This is a genomic window from Sphingomonas sandaracina (genome assembly GCF_036663695.1).
Classification (GTDB): Bacteria; Pseudomonadota; Alphaproteobacteria; order Sphingomonadales; family Sphingomonadaceae; genus Sphingomonas.
In genome coordinates this window covers 481,583-496,703 of the sequence record NZ_JAXOJK010000002.1, presented here as the reverse complement: position 1 = coordinate 496,703, position 15,121 = coordinate 481,583, and the positions used below count along the sequence as shown (strand labels likewise).

Annotated in this window: 17 protein-coding genes and 1 tRNA gene; 10 read left to right on the top strand and 8 right to left on the bottom strand. The window is 63.6% G+C overall.

Annotation, left to right across the window (positions count from 1 at the left end):
• Window positions 1–20: 20 nt before the first annotated feature.
• Both U1707_RS07640 and U1707_RS07635 read left to right on the top strand, forming a co-directional pair.
• Complete coding sequence (locus tag U1707_RS07640) at window positions 21–1,394, top strand: class II 3-deoxy-7-phosphoheptulonate synthase (protein ID WP_332799480.1); 1,374 nt, start codon at window positions 21–23, stop codon at window positions 1,392–1,394.
• Between the two features lie 84 nt (window positions 1,395–1,478).
• Window positions 1,479–1,553: transfer RNA gene (locus U1707_RS07635), tRNA-Glu, on the top strand.
• Between the two features lie 269 nt (window positions 1,554–1,822).
• On the opposite strand, the gene U1707_RS07630 is transcribed toward U1707_RS07635, so the two are convergent.
• The gene (locus U1707_RS07630; protein WP_332799479.1) at window positions 1,823–2,041 is read right to left on the bottom strand and encodes a hypothetical protein; all 219 of its coding nucleotides are present in this window, start codon (window positions 2,039–2,041) and stop codon (window positions 1,823–1,825) included.
• A gap of 320 nt (window positions 2,042–2,361) precedes the next feature.
• Here U1707_RS07630 and U1707_RS07625 point away from each other — a divergent pair, with 320 nt between their 5' ends.
• From U1707_RS07625 to U1707_RS07600, 6 genes are all read left to right on the top strand, one after another.
• Window positions 2,362–2,847, top strand: coding sequence for a TIGR02594 family protein (locus tag U1707_RS07625; RefSeq protein WP_332799793.1), 486 nt, complete (start codon window positions 2,362–2,364; stop codon window positions 2,845–2,847).
• Between the two features lie 142 nt (window positions 2,848–2,989).
• Window positions 2,990–3,508, top strand: coding sequence for a hypothetical protein (locus tag U1707_RS07620; RefSeq protein WP_332799478.1), 519 nt, complete (start codon window positions 2,990–2,992; stop codon window positions 3,506–3,508).
• A 197-nt stretch (window positions 3,509–3,705) separates the two neighbouring features.
• On the top strand, window positions 3,706–4,431 hold the full coding sequence (locus U1707_RS07615) for a DUF2490 domain-containing protein (RefSeq protein ID WP_332799477.1): 726 nt from the start codon (window positions 3,706–3,708) through the stop codon (window positions 4,429–4,431).
• 280 nt (window positions 4,432–4,711) lie between these two features.
• On the top strand, window positions 4,712–5,578 hold the full coding sequence (gene asd / locus U1707_RS07610; RefSeq protein WP_332799476.1) for an archaetidylserine decarboxylase: 867 nt from the start codon (window positions 4,712–4,714) through the stop codon (window positions 5,576–5,578).
• 106 nt (window positions 5,579–5,684) lie between these two features.
• Window positions 5,685–6,449 (top strand): NUDIX hydrolase, encoded by a 765-nt coding sequence (locus U1707_RS07605; RefSeq protein WP_332799475.1) that lies wholly within the window; start codon window positions 5,685–5,687, stop codon window positions 6,447–6,449.
• Between the two features lie 4 nt (window positions 6,450–6,453).
• Window positions 6,454–7,185, top strand: a complete 732-nt coding sequence (locus tag U1707_RS07600) for an extensin-like domain-containing protein (RefSeq protein ID WP_332799474.1) — start codon at window positions 6,454–6,456, stop codon at window positions 7,183–7,185.
• Between the two features lie 12 nt (window positions 7,186–7,197).
• Here the strand turns inward: U1707_RS07600 and U1707_RS07595 are convergent, their stop codons facing one another.
• The 4 genes from U1707_RS07595 to U1707_RS07580 all read right to left on the bottom strand — a co-directional run bounded on the left by U1707_RS07595 (window position 7,198) and on the right by U1707_RS07580 (window position 10,005).
• Entirely contained in the window at window positions 7,198–7,752 is a 555-nt protein-coding gene (locus U1707_RS07595) for a hypothetical protein (RefSeq protein WP_443025665.1), read from the bottom strand.
• 236 nt (window positions 7,753–7,988) lie between these two features.
• The gene (locus U1707_RS07590) at window positions 7,989–8,288 is read right to left on the bottom strand and encodes a hypothetical protein (RefSeq protein WP_332799472.1); all 300 of its coding nucleotides are present in this window, start codon (window positions 8,286–8,288) and stop codon (window positions 7,989–7,991) included.
• Window positions 8,289–8,386: 98 nt separating this feature from the next.
• Window positions 8,387–9,166 carry a transglutaminase-like domain-containing protein gene (locus U1707_RS07585; RefSeq protein ID WP_332799471.1) on the bottom strand — a complete coding sequence of 260 codons (780 nt, stop codon included), beginning with the start codon at window positions 9,164–9,166 and terminating at the stop codon, window positions 8,387–8,389.
• Between the two features lie 89 nt (window positions 9,167–9,255).
• Window positions 9,256–10,005 (bottom strand): Bax inhibitor-1/YccA family protein, encoded by a 750-nt coding sequence (locus tag U1707_RS07580; RefSeq protein WP_332799470.1) that lies wholly within the window; start codon window positions 10,003–10,005, stop codon window positions 9,256–9,258.
• A 122-nt stretch (window positions 10,006–10,127) separates the two neighbouring features.
• On the opposite strand from U1707_RS07580, the gene thpR reads away from it, so the two are divergent.
• A complete protein-coding gene (thpR, locus tag U1707_RS07575) occupies window positions 10,128–10,670 on the top strand; it encodes an RNA 2',3'-cyclic phosphodiesterase (RefSeq protein WP_332799469.1) in 543 nt (180 codons plus the stop codon).
• Window positions 10,671–10,728: 58 nt separating this feature from the next.
• Window positions 10,729–11,265 (top strand): superoxide dismutase family protein, encoded by a 537-nt coding sequence (locus U1707_RS07570; protein WP_332799468.1) that lies wholly within the window; start codon window positions 10,729–10,731, stop codon window positions 11,263–11,265.
• Between the two features lie 109 nt (window positions 11,266–11,374).
• Here U1707_RS07570 and U1707_RS07565 read toward each other — a convergent pair whose 3' ends face one another.
• The 3 genes from U1707_RS07565 to U1707_RS07555 form a co-directional block, all read right to left on the bottom strand.
• Window positions 11,375–12,904, bottom strand: coding sequence for a spinster family MFS transporter (locus U1707_RS07565; protein WP_332799792.1), 1,530 nt, complete (start codon window positions 12,902–12,904; stop codon window positions 11,375–11,377).
• A gap of 174 nt (window positions 12,905–13,078) precedes the next feature.
• On the bottom strand, window positions 13,079–13,897 hold the full coding sequence (locus U1707_RS07560; protein ID WP_332799467.1) for a hypothetical protein: 819 nt from the start codon (window positions 13,895–13,897) through the stop codon (window positions 13,079–13,081).
• Window positions 13,870–15,117 (bottom strand): TIGR04063 family PEP-CTERM/XrtA system glycosyltransferase, encoded by a 1,248-nt coding sequence (locus U1707_RS07555; protein WP_332799466.1) that lies wholly within the window; start codon window positions 15,115–15,117, stop codon window positions 13,870–13,872. Before U1707_RS07555 ends, U1707_RS07560 begins: the two co-directional genes overlap by 28 nt.
• Window positions 15,118–15,121: the final 4 nt, after the last annotated feature.

Sequence of the window (15,121 nt, the reverse complement as noted above, 5' to 3'; positions counted from 1 at the left end):
CACCAATCGGACGACATGATATGGCCGCGAACTGGGCCCCCGACAGCTGGACGCGTCACGAAGCACGACAACTCCCCACCTATCCCGACGCCGCCGCGCTGACCGCCGCAACCGACCAGCTGGCGACCTTCCCACCGCTGGTCTTCGCGGGCGAAGCGCGCAACCTGACCGCGTCGCTCGCCGAAGTCGCGGCCGGCAAGGCGTTCCTGCTCCAGGGCGGCGACTGCGCCGAGAGCTTCGCCGAGCATAGCGCGAACAACATCCGCGACACGTTCCGCGTCATCCTCCAGATGGCCGTCGTGCTCACCTACGCGTCGAAGCTTCCGGTCGTGAAGCTCGGTCGCATGGCGGGCCAGTTCGCCAAGCCGCGCTCGACGGACACCGAGACGATCGGCGGCGTCGAGCTGCCGTCGTACCGCGGCGACAACGTCAACGATATCGCCTTCACCGCGGAATCGCGCGCACCTGATCCGCAGCGGATGATCCGCGCCTATTCTCAATCGGCCGCCACGCTCAATCTCCTGCGCGCGTTCGCCCAAGGCGGCTACGCGAACCTGCACCAGGTCCACCGCTGGACGCACGACTTCATGGGCCGCAGCCCCTGGTCGAAGAAATATGCCGAGACCGCGGACCGGATCGGCGAGGCACTCGAGTTCATGGCAGCATGTGGCATAGATCCCGAGACCGTGCCGCAGCTCGCGCAGACGCATTTCTACACCAGCCACGAGGCGCTTCTGCTCCAGTACGAGCAGGCGCTCACACGGCAGGATTCGCTGACCGGCGACTGGTACGACACCAGCGCGCACTTCCTGTGGATCGGTGACCGGACGCGCTTCGAGGGGTCTTCGCATGTCGAATACCTCCGCGGCATCGGCAACCCGATCGGCATCAAATGTGGACCAAGCCTAGAGCCCGACGCATTGTTGAGGATGCTAGACACGCTCAACCCCGGCCGTGTGCCCGGCCGAATGACGCTGATCACGCGCTATGGCTATGACAAGATCGAGGCGAACCTGCCCCGCCTCGTCCGCGCCGTTACGCGCGAAGGCCATCCAGTGGTGTGGAGCTGCGACCCGATGCACGGCAACGTCGTCAAGGCTGCCAACGGCTACAAGACGCGGCCCTTCGACCGCATCCTGGCCGAAGTCCGCGGCTTCTTCGCGGTCCACCGTGCGGAGGGCACACACGCTGGCGGCATCCATGCCGAGATGACCGGGCAGAACGTGACCGAATGCACCGGCGGCGCAATCGACGTGACCGAACAGTCGCTGGCGGATCGTTACCACACGCATTGCGACCCGCGGCTTAACGCCAGCCAGAGCCTCGAGCTTGCGTTCCTGCTGGCCGAGATGCTCAACGAGGAAATGGCCGAGCGCAAGAAGGTCGCCGCCTGACGAATATCGCGGGCGTCCTCAGGAATGTGCGGTAACCGTCTTGACGGCCGCCGGCCCATTCCGTAGACGCCCGCTTCTGCTAACGGCCCCTTCGTCTAGCGGTTAGGACGACGCCCTCTCACGGCGTAAGCACGAGTTCGATTCTCGTAGGGGTCACCAGCTGGTCATAGAATTTACGAACTCAAGTCATTCGTTAAGCGATTAACTTTGGCTATGGATGGGTGCGTCGATGCCATTCGCCATGCCTCTTGCAATCTTTCACGCAAAATTAACTACGCGAGGTTAGTGCCGGACTCGAGGCTTTCGCTTCCAGTGTAGAGTACCTCAGCGCCCCGCCTGCTTCAGTCACACGGACATGCGGGGCGCTTATAACCGAGGTATATGAACGTCGTAGTCGTTAAGGCCGACGCCATCGGTGCGGACCAAATCTAGCGAACGTCGAAGCCTGCCCTGCTATTCGCGCCATCGTCGGTGCGCTCTCGACCAGCCAGGACGTTCTCCAGCTCCGACAATGAATGGGGCACATCAATGTGTTGAGCCCCGATGAATAGGCGTGACCCGTCACCCTCGGGCACCGCATGGGTCAGCTTTTCGATGTCCACCAGCGCCTTGCCCGTTGGCAACATCTCGATCTGAACAAACCGCATCATCGTCTCCTGTTTTGCATACCGCGGCACCGCGGCCTGCCTTGGATAACGGATAATGGCCCCCGAAAGCTGCGCCGCGCGTTGAACAGGCGAGGAGAAGATGATGATCGATGATCCAAAAACCGACGACGTGTCCGAAGACGAAAAAGCCAAGGAAATGGAAAAGGTGCAGAAAGACGCCGCAGAAGAGCGTGAGGATGAAGGCGGTTATCAGTAGGCAGCGCTATGTGGCCACCGCCACGCGAGCGCTCGCGTGGTGTGGTCAACACCGCCGCGATCTCTGCAGTACAAGGGTGCACGGACGTGGCGAATGACCCGGCCTGGCTGAAGGCAGCAAGGAAGAAACTGGGTACCAGGGAGGCGGCGGGATTTGCGAACAGCCAGCCATTCTCGCATGGGCCAAACGGCTTGGTACGAAAGTGCTGGGTATCATCTACAATGCGGATAGCGTCCCCTGGTGCGGCGTATTCGTTGCGTACTGCCTTCAGGAAGACGACATCGAACCGGCAAGCATCGCTGTTCGCGCGACGTCATGGTCGACCTGGGGACAGGCACTGAGGCCGGAGCGTTTGGCGCCCGGCGCGGTGTTGACGTTCGAGCGACCGGGCGGGGGCCATGTCGGGTTTTATGTCGGCGAAGATGCGGAGGCGTATCACATTCTCGGCGGCAACCAGGGCAATGCGGTCACGATCGCCAGGATCGCAAAGCAACGATGCATTGCGCGGCGATGGCCAACCGGTCGCCCGGTCATTGGCAAGCCAGTGCAGTTGGGATCCAGCAAGCCGATTTCCGTCAACGAGGCGTAGCATGACTTATGCTTCTGCCCGCCAGATGGCCGTTGGTATGCCGATTATGGGTTACGCCGTTGCTAACCCTCATTCTCGGGAACCAGCGACGGTGGGTGCGGCTTTTAGGAACATCTGCAACCCTGCCTCGACTGGATTGATCATGAGCACGAACTTAGTATCCGCCGTCTTTGACAACCACGCCGATGCGGAGCGCGCCGTATCTCAGCTTCGTAGCGCGGGTGTCGCCGACAGTGCGATTTCCATCGTCGCGCAGCACGACGGCAAGAACACCACCACCGACGGCAATGGCGATACGCAGGAGTTCGTCGGCAAGGTCGCAGCGGGCGCCGGGATCGGTACCCTGCTCGGCATAGCGGCGCTGGCGATCCCAGGCGTCGGCCCACTTGTAGCCGCAGGTGCAATCGCATCGGCTGCCATTCCCGCTGCGGCCGTCACCGGCGCAGCGCTCGGCGGCGCGGTCGGAGGCCTGGAGAAGGTGATGACGGACCACGGCGTCAGCCGCGTCGATGCGAGCTACTATGAGGGCCGTATCAACGAGGGCGGCGTGTTCGTGTCGGTCGATACCAGCGCTACGAGCGTCACCGCGGACGAGGCGGCCGAATTCCTGTATCGCTCGGGCGGCCATAGCTCGACCCGCACCAAGGTTGCTCTCGCGTAATCGGGACCGTGGTTTAGCGCTCGCGACGGGGGACACGCAGTTCGTGTTCCTCGTCGTCTATCCAATCATATCCGCTGGCAAATGCGTCTGGATATGCAGTCCGCATGTCCAGCACCGTGATGCAGCCCGCGACGCGGTTCTCGCCACCGTCTGTCTTGCCAGCAATAGAGTTGGCCGCTGAACCAGCAGCGTAGTCATTGCATGACATCGCCAAGCCGTGCGAACCTGACGGAATGCCGCGCTCGTCATTCGTATTAGCCTCGCCGCTGCTTTTCGCCGCGACCCCGGCATTGGCGCAGCAACAGGATGCGCAGGCATGGGAGCAGATCAACCTCGTACTGCCTGTCGCGCCACAGTGGCGGGTGACATTGGAAGAGATTGCGCGGATCAGCGACCGACAGCGCGGACTATATACGACCGAATTTGGCGCGCTCGTCGGCTGGCAGGTGGCGAAGGGTGTCGAACTTGGTTTCGGATACCGCCACGTCGGATTTTACAACGGCAACACGGCACCGGACGAGGAACGCCTCCGCCAGCAAGTAGTGTTTACGCAAGGACGCTTCGCGGGTCGCTTGCGCCTGGACGAACGCTTCAATCCCGACGGCAGCGAGATCGGTTTCCGTGTCCGCCCGCTGCTACGCTACAATCTGCCACTCGGGCCGAAGGATGTGGCCCTGTTCGTAAGCCATGAGAGCTTCTTCTTGCCGAACAGCACAAGCTGGGGCCAGCGGGCCGGATACGAGCGCATGCGCAACATCGTCGGGTTCGCGTTTCCGCTCAGCAAGGCGGTGACGGCTGATATCGGCTATCTCAACCAATACCGCTTCGCACGAGGCGGCGCACGCGCCCAGATGGATCATGCGCTGAACGTACAAATGACCTTGAACCTTGGGACGCTCGGAGTGGCAGGTCTTCACGACTGAGCGCTCACGCTAAGCCACATCGCCCGGTTTGCGACGCCCATATCTGACGTCAAAGCAGCGCGACCCATATCCGGCCAGAGCCAGTTTTCTGACCCGCTGCCCCCAAGTAGAGCATGCTCGACGCGAGTGCTCGAACCTGCAGCCAAAAGTTTCTACATCGTCACGTCCGGGCGGCGTAAATCTAGGTGCATCGGCACATTTAAATTATCGAACGCGGCGATCCCAAACGTCGACCTGCCTGTTATGACAGTAGAAAATACGTCCAGGGTTTAGAGGGTCTATGTCTGATCGCCTTACGATAATGCTCCAGTACATGCTGCCGAAGCGGGGCCTGACTGCCTTTGCCGGCCGCATTGCCGGCGCGCGGGGCGGTTCGATGACAACCGGCCTGATCCGCTGGTTTGTCGGCAGATACGCCGTCGACATGACCGAAGCCGCAAATCCCGACATCGCTAGCTACAAGAGTTTCAACGACTTTTTCAGCCGCCCGCTCAAGCCCGGCATTCGCCCATTGGCAGCGGCAGATTTCGTCTGTCCGGTCGATGGCGCGATCAGCCAGTTCGGCGCCATCGACGACCACCACATGCTGCAGGCCAAGGGGCACAGATTTACCACCACGGAACTGGTCGGCGGAGACAGCACGTTGGCGGCACAGTTCCGCCATGGGAGCTTTGCCAATCTGTACCTCTCCCCAAAGGATTATCACCGCCTGCACATGCCCTGCGATGGCAAACTCATGCGCATGATCTACGTGCCGGGGGCGCTGTTCTCGGTAAATCCGACCACGGCGCGTGGCGTACCGAATCTGTTCGCGCGAAACGAGCGGGTTGTGTGCGTCTTTTCATCGCCGGACCACGGCCCGTTCGTGATGGTGCTCGTCGGTGCGACTATCGTCGGAAGCATGGCGACCGTGTGGCACGGCGTGGTCAATTCACGCCGCGCCAACACGGCGTCCGAATGGACCTATGGCGATCAGGACATCGTGCTGAAGAAGGGTGAGGAGATGGGCCGCTTCCTGCTCGGGTCCACGATCGTGATGCTGTTCAGACAGGGCGCCATTGCCTTTAACGAACTCTGGGCGCCAGAGCGGCCGGTGCGCCTCGGCGAGCGGATGGGCAATCGTGCCGCACGAGCCATGCCAGGTTGATGGCCTTTACCCGCGACCCTTCTGCCGACGTGTATCTAACCAGGGAACTAGTAGTGAATTTTCGGCGTCCGCTACCGGTTCGGGACGTCGCGCGTTGTCGCAAGCGATGACCGATCCAGCCCCGACGCCGTCGATTCCCGCGGCAACGCTAATCTTGCTCCGCGCTGCATCGGCTGGTCCACCCGAAATCCTGATGGTCGAACGCGCGAAGGCCATGGCGTTCGCCGGCGGTGCACTCGTGTTTCCCGGCGGGCGGGTCGATCCCGGCGATCACGCCCTGGCATCGTTGATGGGGCGCGACGACGACGATACTGCCGCACGCATCGCCGCAATCCGCGAGACGATCGAAGAGGTGGGGCTGGCGATCGGCCTGTCGCCTGCGCCATCGACCACGGTGCTTGCGACGCTGAGAACTGCTCTCCACGCCGGCATGCCGTTCGCGCAGGTGCTGGCGGACGCAAACTTGCAGATTGACGTCGATGCGCTTGCATATTTCGCACGCTGGCTGCCTGCGCATGCCGCCGCCCGGGTCTTCGACACGCGGTTCTATATGGCGCGTCTGCCTGACGACGCGCCTGCGCCACGTGTCGATGCGACGGAGAATGTCCGCCTCTTCTGGTCGACTGCAGCGGACGTTCTGGCGGACGCCGATGCGGGTAGGGTGACGATCATCTTCCCAACCCGCCGCAACCTGGAACGCCTTGCCCAGTTCGCCGATGTCGATGCCGCGTTCGCGCATGTGGATCGGTATCCGGTCCGCACGGTCACGCCGTGGATCGAAACGCGCGATGGCATCGACCACCTCTGCATTCCCGACGATCTCGGCTATCCAATAACCACGGAGCGGCTGACCGACGCCGTGCGCGGCTGATCACATGCGCGGGGTTCGCCGGGCGATCGGTTGGCTTTTCGGCGTCGCGATAGTCACTATGCTTTCCGTCATGCTGTGGGCTGGGCTGCGCGGGCGTCCGCAGGATCTGCCTTGGACGCCGCTGGACCTGGGTGAGTCACTCGGCGCGTTCACCGGGCGCAAGCTTACCGCACTTACCGGCGATTTTCCGGCCTGCCGAGCGCTCCTGGAACAAGCAGGCGTTCGCTATACGATAGCGCCGCCCCGTCGCGGCAAAGGGCAATGCGGCTATGCCGATGGCGTACGGTTAGTGAATGGCGGCGTCCGGCAGATCGTTTTCAGCCCGGCAGGACTAAGCGTCTCCTGTCCGATCGCAGCGGCGCTATCGGTGTGGGAATGGACCGTGGTGCAGCCCGCAGCCCAGCGGCATTTCGGCGCGCACGTGGTCGGCATCGATCACTTCGGCAGCTATAGCTGCCGGCCCATCGCCGGCAGCACCGCGTCTACCTTGAGTGAGCATGCCACAGCGGATGCCATCGATATCGCCGGATTTCGCCTGGACGACGACACGCGCATCACGGTCACGCGCGACTGGAAAGGCGGCTCAGCCAAAGCGGCGTTTCTGCGCGACGTTCGGGACGGCGCCTGCCAACTGTTCGCGACGACATTGTCCCCAGATTACAATGCCGCCCACGCCGACCACCTCCACCTAGATCAGGCCGAACGCGGGTCGACCGGTTGGCGTGCATGTCGCTAGCGCGCCTGCTGATCAGTTTGCGAGCGTCGTTCCCGAATCGACCTTCTCGACCCAATAGGGGAAGAACGCTGGCTGGCGGTTGGACCACCCCGACGCGGTCGCCGCGGCCTCGCTGATCGACTGCAGCAGTTTGCGGCGCAATTCCGGATGCAGATGCGGCAATGCGGCGGCCGCACAGAAAGCTGATGGCAACCAAGGCCGAACCTCCGCGCCGATCAGGCGTTCGTACAGGAAGCGCAAGGCAGAAAAGCTGGTCAACCGGCCCTGTCCCAGGTCGAACGCGACCAGCGTCATCAGTGGTGCCAAGAACGGCTCGATCGCGTCGAGACCGCTATCGTCAGGGACCGTCGCGCGCAAATCCGGCAGGTGATTGTATAGCCGGGACTGCGCCCGAATGCTCGCAGCCTCGACGACGTCGCGCGACCAGCGCTGCGTCGCGTCTTCCCGATCCAGCCCAACGTCGAGCGAGCGGCGGATGTACCGCTGCGTCGAACTCGGAAAAGCCGCGAATTCCTTCATCTCGGCCAAGGTCATCGACCCCTGTGCCGGTTTCATTCTGGAAGCCATGTCGTCACCCCGCTCTCGTCAAGGAACCGGCAGACTATGCGCCCGGATGGTTAACAACGACCCTATCACGCGTCATCTTTCCGTAACGCCAAGCGACCATGAAAGCTGTTGCGCTGCAACAACGCTGCGACGAAGCGAACCAAATCAAGCGGTTTGATGGATTTGCGAGGCGTTCAGGCAACAGAAAGGCGCCGATCGCTGCGGACCGGCGTCAATTTATTCGACAGGCGAGAGAGCTACGCCTGCTTGTCGCGCAACGCCCGCTCGGCATCTTCGTCATAACCCGACGATGTCGCCGGTTCACGATTCGACCCCGGTTGCGTAGCGGAGAGCGGGTCGCTTCCGTCCATCGACTCATCGAGGCCGTTGTCGAGACGCGCATCCGCACTGTCGGGATTCTTCTGGAGGCGCTTGGCAATGGACTTGTCCTGGCCCGCTTCCTGGCGCGGATCGCGACCCGAGCTCTTGCCCTCGGCGTCCTTGTCGTCGGGCGCAACGGAAAGGCTGTCCAGCGCGCGCTTGTCTATGTCGGTCATTGCGACGTCCCTTTTTAATCTTGGCGATGGTCAACGGTCCAGGCCGCAGACCGTTCCTGCTCAGTTCCACCAGGCGGTCGCTCCGACGCGGGCACGCGTCAATCGAGCGGAGTAACCTTGACCGTCTGCTCCCAGAGATACGCCTGGCCGAACACGGTCATGAACGCGATGTCCGTCGCATCGCGCCCGACGCAGACCCGTGCGATATCGCTGCACGTCGCCATCTTCGTCGCATCGATCAGCCGCCAGTCGCCCGCCAGCCACAGTTCCGCCACCGCGTGGAAATCGGGCGGGTCGACGCCGGGCGCATAGGCCGACACGCACCGCGCGGGGATCCCGCCCGCGCGCGCCAGCGACACCAGCAGATGCGCGTAATCGCGACACACGCCAGAGCGCGACGCGAACGTATCTAGTGCAGTCGTCTCGCCACTGCTCGATCCACATCGATAGTCGAGCGACTGGTACACCCACTCGGTCATCGCCGCCGCCAACGGACCGCCTTCCAACCCGCCGAACTCGCGCGCAACGAAGCCTTCGAAACGGTCGGAGGGACAATAGCGGCTCGGCATCAGGTACGGCGTCAGCTCGCCGTCGAGCATCCGCGGCGGCGTCGCTGGATACAGCTCGAGCTGCACCCGCTCGCGATTAACAGCGACGATGGCCTTATATTCGGCAGTGAACCGCCCATGTCCGCGCGACCAGCAACGCTGGCCGATCCCGTCCTCGCCGCGCACCGCACGGATCGGACTGTCCGACCAGAGGGTGAGCGACTCCGACACGATTCTCTGGTCGGCCATAGCCGCTGCTTCGATCTGAAGGAGCACGTCGGCGTCCCCCGTGATTCCGTAATCCAGACGCACGTCGATCGAGAGCCGCATCGCGCGTCCCATTCCTGTCTCAGAGCCATAAGAAAAAGGGCCCGGCGGTGTCCCGCCGAGCCCTGCGTTCGTCACACCCTTAGCGGGAGTTAGTTGCGGCTGCTACCGAACAGACGCAGCACGAACATGAACATGTTGATGAAGTCGAGGTACAGGCTCAGCGCCGACATGATGACGACCTTGCCAACCATGTCCGTACCGGCAACCTGCGCGTACAGGCTCTTGGTACGCTGCGTATCGTAGGCGGTAAGGCCTGCGAAAAGCAGCACGCCGACACCGCTGATGACCAGCTGCATGACGCCCGACTGCAGGAAAATGTTGATCAGGCTCGCAACCAACAGGCCAACCACGCCGATGATCAAGAACGTCCCAAAAGCCGAGAGATCACGCTTCGTGGTGTAGCCATAAAGGCTGAGACCAGCGAAACCGGCAGCAGTCGCAAAGAACGCGCCGGCGATCGACGTACCGCTATAGACCAGGAAGATGGTCGACATCGACAGGCCCATCAGCACAGCGAAGCCCCAGAAGAGCATCTGCATCGTACCGGTCGACATCTTGTTCTGGCCGTAGCTCATGCCAAACACGATCGCGAGAGGCGAGAACATGATCACGTATTTCAGCGGGCCGCCATTCATGAACACCTGCGCGGCAGGCGACTCGGCACCACCCCACGCAAACAGCATCGCGACGATGCCGGTCAGCAGGACTGCCGAGCCCATGTAGTTGTACACGGACAGCATGTACGAGCGAAGGCCAGCGTCATAGGCCTCGGTACGCTGCCCCGTGGCCGTCGTACCAAACGACGCGGCGCGGGGCCGGGGGTCAGACCAATTAGCCATGGTGAAATCAGCTCCTTTGTCCGGCATCGTGCCGGTTATCCGCAATATCGTCTTTAACATGACGCTTTTCAAGCAGAGTGGTTGCATCACACCCATAGATGACGGCTAACATCGCTTACGTCATGATCCGACTTTTCGTCGCCCTTCGCCCGCCACGCGCTCTCCGTCGCAGCTTGCTGGACATCATGGAAGGCGTACCGACAGCACGCTGGCAAGACGACGAGCAACTACATATCACGCTCCGCTTCATCGGCGCGGTCGAGCGGCCGGTCGCGGAGGACATCGCGGTCGCGCTGAGCCATGTGACTGCCCCTGTTCCAACCATAGCAATGGCAGGAGTCGGCAGGTTCGAGAAGCGTGGGCGGACCGACACCCTGTGGGTGGGCGTGGCGCCGCATGATGCGCTTGCGGCACTACACCGCAAGGTCGATCAGGCCTGCATTCGCGCCGGGCTCGAACCTGAACGCCGCGCATATCATCCCCATATCACCGTCGCGTGGCTCGCGCGGTCTTCGGGCGTCGACTTTGCGATCGAGGAATGGCTGGCGGCCCATGCCGGTCTCGACAGTGCCCCCTTCCCGCTTCACCATCTCGTCCTGTACCAAAGTCATCTCGGACGCGACGGCGCGATCTACGAACCAGTTGCGCGGTGGCCGCTGGGATAGGGGACGGAACCCGACGCGCGGCGGAGGGTTCGCAAAGAGACCAACAGGGAGAGACGACATGCGGATTGCGACACTGGCGCTACTCGGCGCGGCGACCATCGGGCTGAGCGCCTGCGACAAGAACGGGATGACTACGGGTATGCCGACAGCGGGGGGCCAGCGTGCAGTGGCGATGCTGCAGACCGCGACCGGCGTCGACGTCGGCCGCGCGACCGCAACCGAAGTAGCGGGCGGTATACGCTTTACGCTCGATGCAAAGGCGATGCCCCCCGGCACGCACGGCGCGCATGTTCATATGGTCGGCCGCTGCGACGCGCCCGACTTCACGACCGCGGGCGCCCATTGGAACCCGACCAACATGAAGCATGGCAGCATGAACGCCCAGGGTCCGCATGAGGGCGACCTGCCCAACCTGATCATCGGTACCGATGGTCGCGGGACGATCGGCGTCACGATCCCGGGTGCGACGATGGCCGGGCTGATGGACACGGACGGGTCTGCGTTCGTGGTACATGCCAACCCGGATGACTTGATGACGGATCCATCGGGCAACAGCGGGGGACGTATTGCCTGTGGTGTGTTCCAGGCAGGGTGAAACGATCGCACCTCTCTTCCGGTCGGCAGAGAGGTGCTTACCCACTCCGCGTTGCGTTCGTGCTGAGTGATCGGCAGCGACCAAGCACTAACGCTCGCGAACGGCCTCGTTAAATCTCTTCACCAGCGGCACGCGCGCGAGCCTCCCGCGTAGCCTCGGCTCGCGGCGCCAGTCGATACGCTGCGATTGCACAAGCCAACGTGATCGGCGTCACCACCAGCAGCGACAGCATGCCGATCGACAGACTGCCGGTCAGCGTCGATACCCGCCCAGCCATGTACGGCCCGAGCGCCAGCCCGATCAGCGTCGTCCCGATGAAGAACGTCGCGGTCGCGGTGCCCCGCATTCGTGGCAGCACCATGTCCTGCGTCGTCGCCGCCGCAGCACCCAGCGCGCACGATGCGGTCAATTGCGCGAGGAATATCCCCGTATAGAAGGCTGTGGGCGACGAGGCGGTAAAGGCCAGGATCAGGAACGGAACCGGCACCACGGCACCGAAGATCACGATCCACAACCGCCCGGCAGGATTGCTCCGCCGCAATCGATCCGACACCACCCCGCCGATCGTCAGCCCGAGAAATCCCGCGGTTGCCCCAAGGCTACCGATCATGAACCCCGCCGACGCCGGCGTCGCACCAAGCTCACGCAACGCATAAGGGGCCGCCCAGAAACTCGCCGCATAGCTTAGGAACGCGTTCAGCCCGTAAGCTACGACCGTACACAAAAATGCGGGCGTCCCCGCGATCAGCGCGAAGGTCGGCGGATCGCGTCGTTTCAGCGCCGACGCCCATGAGAACACCGCATACACGCCGATCCCGATGGCCACCCATTGCGGCCAAGGCTCGCCCGCCGCGACCAGACCCGACACCGCCGCGACCACGAGCGCAAGAGCGACCAGATTATACCCAAGCGCCCGTGCGCCCCCCATCGCCGCACCGATCAGCGTCAGCGGTGGGACGATGGTCACCAGTTCGGCGCCGAACGCACGAAACGGCGCGGGGTGTTTGTCGGGTTCGGGCAGGCCCTCGACCAGGCCGCGGATCGGCTCCTTGAGCGTCGCGATCCACACCGCGAGCAACAGCCCTGGCAAGCCGACCGCCATGAAAGCCGCCTGCCAGCCGACCAACCCAAGCGGCCCGCCCGCCGGATACGCCCGGTTCCAGCCCTGTACGATCAGGCCGCCGATAAACAGCGAACAGCCGCCGCCCACGTACAACCCGGCGGAATAGATCGACAAGGCCGTCGCGCGCAGCCGCTTCGGGAAATAATCAGAAATGATCGAATAGGCCGACGGACTTGCCGTGGCCTCGCCGATGCCGACCCCGATCCTCGCCGCCGCAAGATGCCCGCCAGTCTTTGAAAAACCCGACAGCGCGGTCATCACCGACCAAAGCGACAGCCCGATCGTCATCAGCCTTATGCGGTGCCAATTGTCCGCGAGCCGACCGAGCGGGATCCCGAACAGCGAGTAGAACACCCCGAACGCGGTGCCGTACAGGAACCCGAGATCCTGGTCCTTCAGGCCGAGGTCACGCTTGATGTCCTCCGCCAGGATCGAGATGATCTGCCGGTCGACGAAGTTCAGCACGTAGACGAGGAACAGGATGGACAGCACGTACCACGCATAGCGCGAGGCCATCTGTTCGGAGGGCGGGATAGCCTCGGCAGGATGCCCCGATCGGCCGGCAAGCTCGTCTACGCCTAGCTTGTCTACGGTCACGGCCATGATCCCTCCTCGATATTTTCGAAGCTTGGGTATCAGAGCCTACACAATAGAAAAAGTGGTTTCGGCGGTATCGGGTACGCCCAGTGCTTAGTGCGCGCCGATCCGTCGCCGGCGACTCGCACCCTGCTCCAACCGCCGCAACAGGGCCTCGATCGTTTGCGGTTGCGTCGGCTCCGACCGCGGTTCGGTCGATTCGATCGGCTTCGGCGCCTCGGTCTGGAAAGTCGTCTGCGTGACGACGGTCGGCTCCGCGACCGGCGATTCAGTATCCGGGTGCCCTGACTCCACCCGCGGATCCGAAGACCTGTGCAACTGCCCCGCGTCGGCGATTTCAGAGACGACCGCGACGCTTGGGGCAATGCCCTCCTTGGCGTTCAGCGCGATGTGGATCAGCGACGAGACACGTCGAGCCGGGGCCATCGGCGCAGGCAGGATCGCTGCCGGATCGAACGACGCCAGCGGCAGATCGAGATCGACCGGAATGGCACGCTCGTCACGCGCGGTGCCGACGCCGACCTCCATCATCGGCGTGCCTAGATCGGCGGCCGACATCGGTTTGCGCGGCGGCGCGTCGGGATGGGCGTCGGCGCGGCGGACTACCGGCAGATCGTCGTCGCGCCGCGCGCGTCCGACCAGCAGACCACCCGGCCCGAACAGTAGGTACAGCGACGACCAGAGCAGTGCAGCAGTCAGCGCGCTGCCCCCGAACGCGAGCAACAGACGTGCCGTCGTACCGAGCGGCGGCGCCGCCGCCGGGATCAGCGCGGCGACCCCGGTCGTCCACACTAGGCTTTCGAGCGTGGTCGTCGGTAACAGAAAGACGCCGATCATCACGATCGCCGCACCGATGCACGCACCATAGACCGGTACCGAACGGATCAGGCTTTTGCGGAAGAACGCGACCATGGAATTTCCCGTGCTGCGGCGGAAACGAGCCGCTGATATACCGGTGCATAGCGTAGAATGTTTGACGACCAGTTACGCTCCGCCTGGACGAACGCACGGCCCTGTGCACGCCGCGCGTCCCAGCCGGTGCGGTCATCGAACATAGCACCCAGCGCCGCGGCGATTGCAGGGGGATCGTCGGGCGCAAACAACGTACCGGTATCGGTCTGCGTACCATCGGCGCGGATCAGTTCGCGGTGGCCGCCGACGTCCGACGCGGCAACGAGCCGTCCTTGCGCCATCGCCTCCAGCGGCTTCAGCGGCGTTACCAGATCGGTGAGGCGCATGCGCTTGCGCGGATAGGCGAGGATGTCGACCAGCCCGTAATAGCGTTCGACCTCGTCGTGCGGGACCCGGCCGATGAAACGGATCGCGTCCGCGACCGGCGATGCCGCCGCCTGCTCACGCAACGCCGCCTCCATCGGGCCACCGCCGACCAGCAGCAGGCGCGCGTTCGGACGCCGGGCGACCAGCATCGGCATCGCTGCGATCAGGTCGTCCAGCCCCTCGTAATCATAGAAGCTACCGATGAACCCGACCACGTCCGCGCCGTCGAGCCCCAGTTCGGCGCCGAGCGCGTCGTCGCGCGGTGGCGCGGTCCCGAACAGGTCGAGGTCGACGCCATTGGGCGAGACGATGATCTTGTCCGCCGCGATCCCGCGCGCGATCAGGTCGCCGCGCAAGCCTTCGCAGATGACCGCGACCGCGTCCGCGCGGCGCACTGCCCAGGTCTCGAGCGCGCGCGTTGCCCGGTACCTGAGCGAGTTTGCGGTCCCGGTGCCGTTGCCGACTGCCGCATCCTCCCAGAATGCCCGGATCTCGTACACCAGCGGTAGCTTGCGTTTGCGCGCGACGATCAGCGCGGCGAGCGCATCGATCACCGGTGAATGCGCATGCAGGATATCTGGCTTGAACGCATCGACGGCAGCCTCGATTCGCCTGGCGAACGCGGCGATCCCCGCGAGTTCGCCGACCGGTCCGGCCGTGCGGCCTGCCGCCGTGCGGTGAAAAATCAGGCCATCGACCGACTCGACCGAGGCCGCCGCGGTGCCGTGCCGCGGACCGGTCACTGCCGCGACGGTCCACCCCAGCCCCTCCTGCGCCTTGAGGATCGCCCGCGTGCGGAACGTGTAGCCGCTTTGCAGTGGCAGGCCGTGATCGAGGATATGAAGAATGCGCATCGTG

Excerpts from the sequence above, each read along its gene's own strand:
- U1707_RS07565 (WP_332799792.1), bottom strand. The coding sequence starts at position 12,904 with ATGGCCTCGCGCTATGCGTGGTACGTGCTGTCCATCCTGTTCCTCGTC.
- U1707_RS07600 (WP_332799474.1), top strand. The coding sequence starts at position 6,454 with ATGCGCGGGGTTCGCCGGGCGATCGGTTGGCTTTTCGGCGTCGCGATA.
- U1707_RS07640 (WP_332799480.1), top strand. The coding sequence starts at position 21 with ATGGCCGCGAACTGGGCCCCCGACAGCTGGACGCGTCACGAAGCACGA.
- U1707_RS07595 (WP_443025665.1), bottom strand. The coding sequence starts at position 7,752 with ATGGCTTCCAGAATGAAACCGGCACAGGGGTCGATGACCTTGGCCGAG.
- asd (WP_332799476.1), top strand. The coding sequence starts at position 4,712 with ATGTCTGATCGCCTTACGATAATGCTCCAGTACATGCTGCCGAAGCGG.
- U1707_RS07590 (WP_332799472.1), bottom strand. The coding sequence starts at position 8,288 with ATGACCGACATAGACAAGCGCGCGCTGGACAGCCTTTCCGTTGCGCCC.
- U1707_RS07580 (WP_332799470.1), bottom strand. The coding sequence starts at position 10,005 with ATGGCTAATTGGTCTGACCCCCGGCCCCGCGCCGCGTCGTTTGGTACG.
- U1707_RS07620 (WP_332799478.1), top strand. The coding sequence starts at position 2,990 with ATGAGCACGAACTTAGTATCCGCCGTCTTTGACAACCACGCCGATGCG.
- U1707_RS07560 (WP_332799467.1), bottom strand. The coding sequence starts at position 13,897 with ATGGTCGCGTTCTTCCGCAAAAGCCTGATCCGTTCGGTACCGGTCTAT.
- U1707_RS07555 (WP_332799466.1), bottom strand. The coding sequence starts at position 15,117 with ATGCGCATTCTTCATATCCTCGATCACGGCCTGCCACTGCAAAGCGGC.
- U1707_RS07630 (WP_332799479.1), bottom strand. The coding sequence starts at position 2,041 with ATGCGGTTTGTTCAGATCGAGATGTTGCCAACGGGCAAGGCGCTGGTG.
- U1707_RS07585 (WP_332799471.1), bottom strand. The coding sequence starts at position 9,166 with ATGCGGCTCTCGATCGACGTGCGTCTGGATTACGGAATCACGGGGGAC.
- thpR (WP_332799469.1), top strand. The coding sequence starts at position 10,128 with ATGATCCGACTTTTCGTCGCCCTTCGCCCGCCACGCGCTCTCCGTCGC.
- U1707_RS07570 (WP_332799468.1), top strand. The coding sequence starts at position 10,729 with ATGCGGATTGCGACACTGGCGCTACTCGGCGCGGCGACCATCGGGCTG.
- U1707_RS07605 (WP_332799475.1), top strand. The coding sequence starts at position 5,685 with ATGACCGATCCAGCCCCGACGCCGTCGATTCCCGCGGCAACGCTAATC.